The organism is Streptomyces sp. NPDC059828 (assembly GCF_042731955.1).
Classification (GTDB): domain Bacteria; phylum Actinomycetota; class Actinomycetes; order Streptomycetales; family Streptomycetaceae; genus Streptomyces.
Genome location: NZ_JBHWIW010000071.1, coordinates 16,062 through 24,363, shown reverse-complemented (window position 1 = coordinate 24,363; position 8,302 = coordinate 16,062). Strand labels below are relative to the sequence as shown.

Annotated in this window: 7 protein-coding genes; 6 read left to right on the top strand and 1 reads right to left on the bottom strand. The window is 74.0% G+C overall.

Annotated features, from left to right (window positions below; translation table 11 throughout):
• The coding region (locus tag ACFV6V_RS29410) for an AAA family ATPase (RefSeq protein ID WP_385570864.1) at positions 1–2,326 on the bottom strand (2,326 nt) is incomplete at its 3' end.
• Positions 2,327–2,881: 555 nt separating this feature from the next.
• Here ACFV6V_RS29410 and lanL point away from each other — a divergent pair.
• The 6 genes from lanL to ACFV6V_RS29380 are packed head-to-tail and all read left to right on the top strand — an operon-like array spanning position 2,882 to position 8,172.
• Positions 2,882–5,677: a class IV lanthionine synthetase LanL gene (gene lanL / locus ACFV6V_RS29405; RefSeq protein ID WP_385570863.1), complete on the top strand. Its 2,796-nt coding sequence runs from the start codon at positions 2,882–2,884 to the stop codon at positions 5,675–5,677.
• A gap of 59 nt (positions 5,678–5,736) precedes the next feature.
• Positions 5,737–7,518: an alpha/beta hydrolase family protein gene (locus ACFV6V_RS29400; protein ID WP_385570861.1), complete on the top strand. Its 1,782-nt coding sequence runs from the start codon at positions 5,737–5,739 to the stop codon at positions 7,516–7,518.
• Between the two features lie 6 nt (positions 7,519–7,524).
• Complete coding sequence (locus ACFV6V_RS29395; protein WP_385570859.1) at positions 7,525–7,641, top strand: ALQxL family class IV lanthipeptide; 117 nt, start codon at positions 7,525–7,527, stop codon at positions 7,639–7,641.
• Positions 7,642–7,689: 48 nt separating this feature from the next.
• Positions 7,690–7,833 carry an ALQxL family class IV lanthipeptide gene (locus tag ACFV6V_RS29390; protein WP_385570858.1) on the top strand — a complete coding sequence of 48 codons (144 nt, stop codon included), beginning with the start codon at positions 7,690–7,692 and terminating at the stop codon, positions 7,831–7,833.
• The gene (locus tag ACFV6V_RS29385; protein ID WP_385570856.1) at positions 7,830–8,003 is read left to right on the top strand and encodes an ALQxL family class IV lanthipeptide; all 174 of its coding nucleotides are present in this window, start codon (positions 7,830–7,832) and stop codon (positions 8,001–8,003) included. Before ACFV6V_RS29390 ends, ACFV6V_RS29385 begins: the two co-directional genes overlap by 4 nt.
• Before the next feature lie 46 nt (positions 8,004–8,049).
• Positions 8,050–8,172, top strand: a complete 123-nt coding sequence (locus ACFV6V_RS29380) for an ALQxL family class IV lanthipeptide (protein ID WP_361287243.1) — start codon at positions 8,050–8,052, stop codon at positions 8,170–8,172.
• The last annotated feature ends 130 nt before the right edge of the window (positions 8,173–8,302 follow it).

The following is an 8,302-nucleotide window of genomic DNA, read 5'->3' as shown; positions in this document are numbered from 1 at the left end:
CCCGCAGGTCGCCCGTGGCCGCCGCGGCCCGGGCGGCCAAGGCCCACCACATGGGCCGCAGCGTGTACGTCGGCGGGGGGACGTCCGCCGCCACGAGGGTCCGCAGCAGTTCCAGGCACTCGTCGGGACGGTTCTGGTCGAGCCGGAGCGGCGCGAGTACGGACACCGACAGCTCCCACATCCGACCGCACCGGCCGACCGTGCCAACAGCCTGCTCGGCCTCGGGAATCGCGGCGGTCGGCCCGCACCGCACCGCCGTCAACGCCGCACGCAGGGCAAGCGCGTGGCCGGCGAACTCCGGCCGCTCGATCATCCGGGCGGTCTCCTCGGCGTCCGCCGCCGACGCCAGCGCGCCGTCGAGATCGCCGCTCGCCAGCTGGGCATGCGCCCGGTGTACCAGCAGGTGCGGCAGCACGAAGGTCTGCCCGGTCCGCCTGGCGACCCGCACACCGCGGCCCAGATGCCGTACGGCATCGTCATGGCGCCCGGCCAGCAACTCGGCCAGCCCCAACTGGCCCACCTCGTCGAGGAAGGTCTCCAGCTCCATGTCGCCCATGGCGTCGATCGACGAGGCCGCCTCCGTGGCGCAGCTCCGCAGGGCGGCGGTCCGGCCGCGGTGGGCGGCCCCCAGGGCGCGGCAGGCGGCGACCGCAGTACGGGTCCTGGGATCGACCGGCGCGGGGCTGCGGGCGAGGAGCGTTCCGAGCTGGGCGTCGGCCTCGACGTACCGACCCAGGGCCATGCCCACCGTGGCGAGTTGCATCCGCAGGGGGTCGGGGCGCGGATCCTCCGCCGACCAGTGGGCCAGTTCCCCCTCGAGGACGCGCCCCGCCGCGCGGGGACTGCCGAGCACGCGCTCGACGACCGCACGCAGCGCCGCGATCGGTATGCGCTGGTCGGGCCTGTCGTCCGGGACGAGTTCCAGGGCCCGGGCCAGAGCGTCGCGGCTGGCCGCGAGGTCACCGGTCATTCCGCTGGCACGGGCCAGTCCGAGCAGCAGACCGAGGCGTTCGCGGGCCGTATCCCCGTTTCGCCGTGTGGCGCACAGGTCCAGGGCCGTACGCAGCCACTGCCCCGCCATCGACGGTGCCGCGTGCAGCGTCAGCGTCGCCGCTTCGGACAGGACCCGGACCGCCTCACCGTCGCCCACCCGGGCCGAACGCGCGACATACGGCGCGCGCTCCACCGGCCCGGCCCCACTGCGGCGTAACGCGTGATCGGCCCGCCGGTTGGCGGCCAGCCGCCAGCCCGGCGGTGTCTCCCATGACACCACCTCGCGCATCAGCGGGTGCCTGAACCGGAGCAGCTGGCGGGCGTCCTCCCGCTGCCCTCGCTGCCCGGGTGTGCTCACGCACCTGACGAGGTCCCTGGTGGCGAGGCCGTCCAGTGCCCCCAGTGCGGCAGGGGACGGCAGGGCGGCGACAGGAGCCAGCAGCAGCGGGTCGAAGGGATCGCCGAGCACAGCGGCCGCGCGCAGCACACAGAGCTGCTCGTCGGTCAGCAGCGCGCAGTCGCGGGCCAGCGTCGCCCGCAGGGCGACGGGAAGCCCGGAGAAGCCGTCGGGACCTGTGCCTGCGGCGGCCAGTTCGCTCAGCACCTCCAGATAGAAGGGATTGCCACCACCGGCCGTGTACAGCCGGTCCTTCTCAGCGGGGAGGAGCCCCGTGCCGAGCAGGGCGTCACAGGACTGCCGCTCCAGCGGAGCGAGCGGGACGCTGACCGTGCGGTACCGCGCGGCAGCCGCACGGAGGGAGGCGATGAGCTTCGGTTGCGCCTGCCGCAGCCGGTAGCCGCACGCCAGGACGAGCGGCGCCGGGGGCGGTTGCCGCAGCACATGGTGCAGCAGGTCGAGTGTGCCGTCGTCGGCCCAGTGCAGATCGTCGAGACAGAGCAGCATCCCGCGACCGCGGCCCGCGGCGGTGAGCGCCCCGCTGACAGCGTGGCGCAGAGGGTCCCGCTCGCCGCCGGAGGACGGGGGCAGCACCGCGTGTGCACCGGCTCCACGGCCCAGCACCACGTTGAGGAGCGCTCCGATCTCGTTGTCCCAGGCCCCGGTGGGCGGCCTGTCCGGCGCCGAGCCCCATGACGTGCCCTGGTCGTCAGCGAGGCCGTCGGCGCACCGGCCGGGACCGGTGAACGCCCCGGACACGCGCCGGCGCTCGAACTCCGAGGCCCGGCCGGTGAGCGTCACGAGTCCTTCGGCACGGGCCAGCGCGCCGAGTTCGGCCAGCATCCGCGTCTTGCCCAGTCCGGGATCGCCCGTGATCTCGACCACCGCCGACGCGCCGTCGGCGCACCCTGCGACGGCCGACCTCAGCAGTGCCATCTCGCGCTCACGGCCGACCAGCGACCGCGATCCCGCGGCGGCCCCCGATCGAGCCGTACGGTCCGCGCGACCCGGACCCGCTGTCCGGCCCGTTCGCCCGGCGCCACCCGGCGGAGCGCCACGACCGGTACCGTCCTCCGGCCCCGGACGTTCCACCGCCCGGTGCGACTTCCCCCACTGCCCCGCCGACCCGGCTGCACGCCGACTCTGCTCCAACGACCCCGCCTCGCCTCCTGCTTCACCCGGACGGCCCCCCGCCGCCACGGGTACGGATCTGATGCCACCGTCTCCGCCTCGTGGGCGGATCGGACGACCGATTCCGATCTTCGAGTACGTAGCGGGGGGCGGACATCGTGGCAATCACGCAGATCCCGCAGACGTAGCGGCGGTGTCTCCTCCACTTCCTCGGTGAGGGTGCTCACCGAGGGGGCCCCTTGTTCGCTCCCGTCGCCGCATCAGGGGCCGCACCCTCATGCTGCGGCCCTGCCGCCGCTGCGAGATTCGTCGCCGAGGTCGCCGCCGGGCGACGAATCACCGGGAGGAGCGCACGGTCTGATGCAGGAATTTCGCTTGCGGTGGGTCGTGGAAGCGCTGCTGGGGGAGCGGCGGGCGGAGGGCTGGACGCTCACCGAGAACGACGTGTGGTGCCGCGTGGAGCCTGCTGACGGCGGAGCCGTCGAGCGGATCCAGGGCTGGAAGCTGCATGTGTCGGCCACCAGGTTCTCCGCGCCTGAGGTGCTCCACCGGGTGGCGGGTCCGCTGGTCGACCACGGCTGTGCGTTCAAGTTCGCCAAGAGCATCGCGGTGGTCGAGGAGCTGACGGGGGAGCGCGCCGACCGCGCCCAGTGCGGAAAGGTCATCACGGTCTACCCGGCCGACGACGACCAGCTGCGGGCCCTCGCCGTCGCGCTGGACGACGCCACGGCAGGACTGCCCGGACCGGCCATCCTGTCCGACCGGCCGCTACGGCCCGGGAGCCTGGTGCACTACCGCTACGGCGCGTTCCAGGGCGTGCCGGTGCTGACCGACGACGGGGTCCACCAACTGCGAGTGGCCGCCCCGGACGGCACTCCCGTGGAGGACCTGCGCAAGCCGTGGTTCAGCCCGCCACCCTGGACCGAACCGCCCTTCCCCGCAGCGTCGGCGAAGGCGCAGGGCCCGGCAGAGGCGGCCCCCGCCCGCGGGACCGGGCCACGGCCGGTGCTGGTCGCGGATCGCTACGAGGTGCGCGAGGCCATCCGTCAGGCGGCCCGTGGCGGTGTGTACCGGGCCGTGGACCGCACGAACGGTGCCCCCGTGATCGTCAAACAGGCCCGCGCCCATGTGGGAGTCCGGTGGAACGGCCGGGACGCCCGGGACGGTCTGCGGGCCGAGGCGGCGGCGCTGGCCACGCTGGCCGGAATCGCGGCCGAGCCGATCGAGGTCTTCGACAAGGGCGGGCACACGTTCCTGGTCGAGTCGCTGCTGCCCGGACAGACGCTGGCCGCCTGGGTGACCGAGCGGCTGGACGAGACGGGCCCCCTCACCGGACTGCACCCCCGGGAAGCGCTGCCACTGGCGAGGAAGCTGGCGGATCTGCTGGACCAGGTGCACGAACGCGGCCTGGTGTTCCAGGACTTCACCCCGCCCAACATCATGGTGGCCCTGGACGGCGGACTGAAGCTGATGGACCCGGAGCTGGCGGCCGTCCCCGGCACCTGGGCGGCACGCGGCCACACACCCGGATTCGCCGCCCCGGAGACGCTGGTGCATCCCCGTCAGGGACCGGTACCGCAGCAGACGGCGGACCTCTTCTCGCTGGGCGCGGTGCTGTTCTACGCCACGGTGGGCACCGCCCCGCTGTTCGGGGAGGACAAGCCCGAGCCCCTGTCGGTGCACGGCCGGATCAGCGCCCTGCTGACCGCGGTCGGCGAGCACAACCCCGCGGCCAGGCTGCTGGCCCCCGCGATACGCGGGCTGACCGCCGACACCCCCGGGGAACGCTGGTCCGTCCAACGCCTGCGGACCTTCCTGGCCGAGGCGGCCGGCGCCGATGCCGCCCGTACCGGTGCGTCCACGACGCCCGTCACGCATCGAGCGAGTGCCCCGGACGCGCCGGACCGGCTGGCCCCGGCCGAACAGGAACGGATGGCCGACGAGGGCCTCGCCCACGTCCTGGCCACCCTTGCCCCGTCCGACGCCCACCGGCTCTGGCCGAGTACCGACTTCGGCAGCGACACCGACCCCTGCAACGTCCAGCACGGCAGCGCCGGTGTCCTGAGCGTGCTCACGCTCGCCGACCGCCTGCTCGGCCGGGAGGAACTGCACTCGGCGGTCGCCCATGCCGCCCGCTGGACCGACCGGCGGCGCAACACGGCGCCCCGGCTCCTGCCGGGCCTGTACTTCGGACGCTCGGGTACGGCCTGGGCGCTGTTCGACGCCGCACGCCACCTCTGCGATCCCGAGCTGGAACAGCACTCCGTCGAACTCGCCCTCGGCATACCCGTGGTGTGGCCCAACCCGGACGTGTGCCACGGAGTCGCGGGAGCGCTGATCGCCCAGCTCCACCTGTGGCGCGGAACCGGTCGCCCCGAGTTCCTCCACCGGGTGCGCACCGCCGCGGACACGCTGCTGGCGGCTGCCGTACGGGAGAGCGGCCAGGTGTACTGGCCCGTTCCGGCCGGCACGGACTCCCTGCTGGCGGGTATCACCCACCTGGGATTCGCCCACGGAGTCGCGGGCGTGGGGTACGCCCTGCTGGCGACCGCGCAGGCCACCGGCGAGGAGAAGTACCTGGAAGCCGCGGTGGCCGCGGGGGCCACGCTCGCCGCCACGGCCGAGCGGGCGCCCTGGGGGGCCAGTTGGCGCACCGACCGCGCCGACGCGCCCGGGGCGGGTCTGCGGTTCCACTGGTGCAGCGGGTCATCCGGAGTGGGCACCTTCCTGCTGCGGCTGTGGCGCGCCACCGGCGACACGGGCTGCCTCACCCTGGCGGAGGAGGCCGCGGCGGCGGTACGGCAGGTCAAGTGGGCTTCCGGCACATCGGCCTGCCACGGTCTCGCCGGAAACGGTGAGTTCCTGCTCGACCTCGCCGACGCGATCGGGGGCCCGTACCACGGCTGGGCCGAGGAACTGGCCGCCGCCATGGTGCTGCGCCACGCGGTCCACGAGGAGCGGCAGCTGGTGCCGGACGAGTCGCTGCGCACGGTGGCGGTCGACTACAACGTCGGCCTGAGTGGCGCGGTGGGATTCCTGCTGCGACTGCGCCACGGCGGGAGCCGGCCCTGGATGGCCGACGGGCTCGCGACGGACGCCTTCTGTGCGGCGGGCCCGACTCCCCGCCCCGCCGGGCAGGCGGTCCCCGGGCGATGAACACGCCATCAGGCACTCCACCCCACGCGCGGCGGCCTCCGTCGACCGACCCGGGCGCGATGATCTCCAGGATCAGCTTCCGGTTCTCCGCAGACGGCAGCCGGGCCGTCTGCCTGGCAGCCGACACCACCGGCCGCTACCACGCCGAGAGCTGGACCCTGCACGCTGACGGACCACGACGCGACTTCGCCGCCGGGCTGAACGGCGGCCCGGCGTACACCATGGCCCTGCCGCTGGACACCGGACGACTGCTGATCTCCCGGCACCGGGCCGCTGGCATCCAGATCCTCGAACTGCTCCACCGCGACGGCCAACGCACCCCCGTCGGCACCCACTCGGGCCCGCCGCTGCGGCTGCTGCCCGCTCCCGGGGCGGCCGGGTGTCTGGCGTTCGCCTGGCTGGGAGGCCGGGATGCCGGGAGCGCCGGGGATGCGGGGAGGCTCTACGCGGTGGTGGAGGCGGCCACCCCCTGGATGCGAGAAGTGGCCAGGCTGCCGGGACCGGTACTGGACGCGGCCGTCTGCGGCCACCGGCTGCTGCTGACCGTCGGCCAGGGATCCGGCAGGACGCGGGTACTCGTCGATCCGTCCAGCGGCGCACCGGAACCGGTGCCGTTCCTGGACCCGCGGTCACACGTCCTGGCCGCGGCGGGTGAGCGGGTCCTGCTGGCCTCGCGCGGACCGGCAGGCGCCGTACTCGTACTCGCCGACCTCGCCACCGGAACCTGCCGCGCCCTCGATCCGGGGGGCGAACTACCGGGCGTGGCCCATCCGGTGGCCCTCGACCCCACCGGTACGGCCATGGCCGTCATCGGAACCCTCGGCGCCAGATCGGTGCTCAGCCGCTGGGACACCGTGACGGGAGCCGTCCACCCGATCCCGCTGCCCGAAGGGGAACTCCTGCCCAGCGCGGCCTGGACGAGCGCGGGTATATGGCTTCCGTACGCCGGCCCCGGCCACCCCCGGAGCCTCGCCTGGTCAGGACCCGACGCCGACCGGCTCCACATACCCGTCCCCCGGACGGGACCCTGGGCGCCCGCCAGACTCGAGACCTTCCCCGGTGCCGAAGGACCGGTCGAAGCCGTGGTCCAGGGCCCCGACTGGCGCACCAGCCCCCGCGTCGTGGTGGCCCTGCACGGAGGCCCGTCGAGCCGCTGGACCCTGGGCTTCGAACCGCTGTTCCAGGCGCTCGCGGCGGCCGGCATCACGGTGGTCGCGCCCAATCAGCGCGGAAGCACCGGCTACGGAGCCGCACACACCCTCGCCATCGTCGGAGCCTGGGGTGTACCCGACCTCGCCGATGTCGCCGCCGCCGGGGCGCACATCGCGCGGGAGCGCGCACCCGGTCTGGAGCCCCCGGCCGTGTTCGGCATCAGCTACGGCGGCTATCTCGCACTTCTCGCCGCGGCCACCCAGCCAGGCACGTGGTCGGCCTGTGTCGCCGTCGCGCCGTTCCTGTCCGGACCCCGCCTGCACGCCGACGGCTTCACCACGGTACGCGGCATGGTCGAGCGCCTCGACGGGCTCACCCCCGCCGACGACGCCATCGGGCCGCGCGACGTGGAGCGGCTTGCACCCGGCCTGCGGGCCCCGCTGCTGCTCGTCCACGGAGCACGAGATGAGTCCACACCGGTGTCCCATTCCCGTGCCCTCGCCGCGCGGTTGACCGCGCTGGGACGCCGCGACGGCGCGGACTTCCGCTACCTCGAACTTCCCGACCACGGCCACGCCGCCATCGGCGCGGCCGTCGGGGACCCGGTCACCGCCGTCGTGACCAGGTTCCTCACCGACGGCGGCGGGACGACCCGCCGCGGACGCCCACTGGCGGAGGAGAGGAGGTGATCAACCATGGCGTTCTCACTGGACCTTGACGCGTTGCAGGAACTCCCGCCCGAGGAGGAGCTGGCGGGCTGCTGCAAGCGAACGTGCTGCTGCGAGCAGACGTGCTGCGTGACCAGCCCGTAGCGGGAGTACCCCGCCCGTCCGCAACGTGAAGTGAAAGGAGTGAAACCCATGATGGATTCGGCACTGGCACTGGCGCTGGAGCTGGACCTCGATGCCCTCCAGGAGCTCCCCGCAGAGGAGGAGCAAGCTGCCATCTGCGCCCGCTCGTGCAAGTACAGCTGTCCGGCGACCTGCACGATCACGTCTCCGTGATCCGGGTCGCCGCCGCACCACGCGTAGCCGAGAGGAGGCGCCCGACCCTGGCGCTCGCTCTGGACCTGGACGCGTTGCAGGAGCTCCCCGCCGAGGAGGAGCAGGCCGGCAAGTGCGGCATTACGTGCACCGGCACCTGCCAGTACACCTGTCACCAGACGGGGGACTGATCCGGACCCCTGCCGTCACCACGCACGGAGAGAGGAGGTGATCAACATGGCACTGGAACTGGACCTCGACGCGTTGCAGGAGCTTCCCGCCGAGGAGGAGCAGGCGGGCGGCTGCCTCTACACGTGCTCCGGCACCTGCCCGGCGACCTGCCTCATCACGGCCCCCTGATCCGGACTCCTGCCGCGTCTCGGCAGGGGCCGGGGCGGGGGGGGGGGGGGGCGGCGCGGCCCCCCCCCCCCCGCCCCGCGGCCCACCGCCACCCCCGCACCCACCCCCCCCAGCGCCGCCCCCCCCCCCC

Bases quoted from the DNA above. Each gene is read 5' to 3' on its own strand.
- ACFV6V_RS29380 (WP_361287243.1), top strand. From the start codon at position 8,050: ATGGCACTGGAACTGGACCTCGACGCGTTGCAGGAGCTTCCCGCCGAG.
- lanL (WP_385570863.1), top strand. From the start codon at position 2,882: ATGCAGGAATTTCGCTTGCGGTGGGTCGTGGAAGCGCTGCTGGGGGAG.
- ACFV6V_RS29400 (WP_385570861.1), top strand. From the start codon at position 5,737: ATGATCTCCAGGATCAGCTTCCGGTTCTCCGCAGACGGCAGCCGGGCC.
- ACFV6V_RS29395 (WP_385570859.1), top strand. From the start codon at position 7,525: ATGGCGTTCTCACTGGACCTTGACGCGTTGCAGGAACTCCCGCCCGAG.
- ACFV6V_RS29390 (WP_385570858.1), top strand. From the start codon at position 7,690: ATGATGGATTCGGCACTGGCACTGGCGCTGGAGCTGGACCTCGATGCC.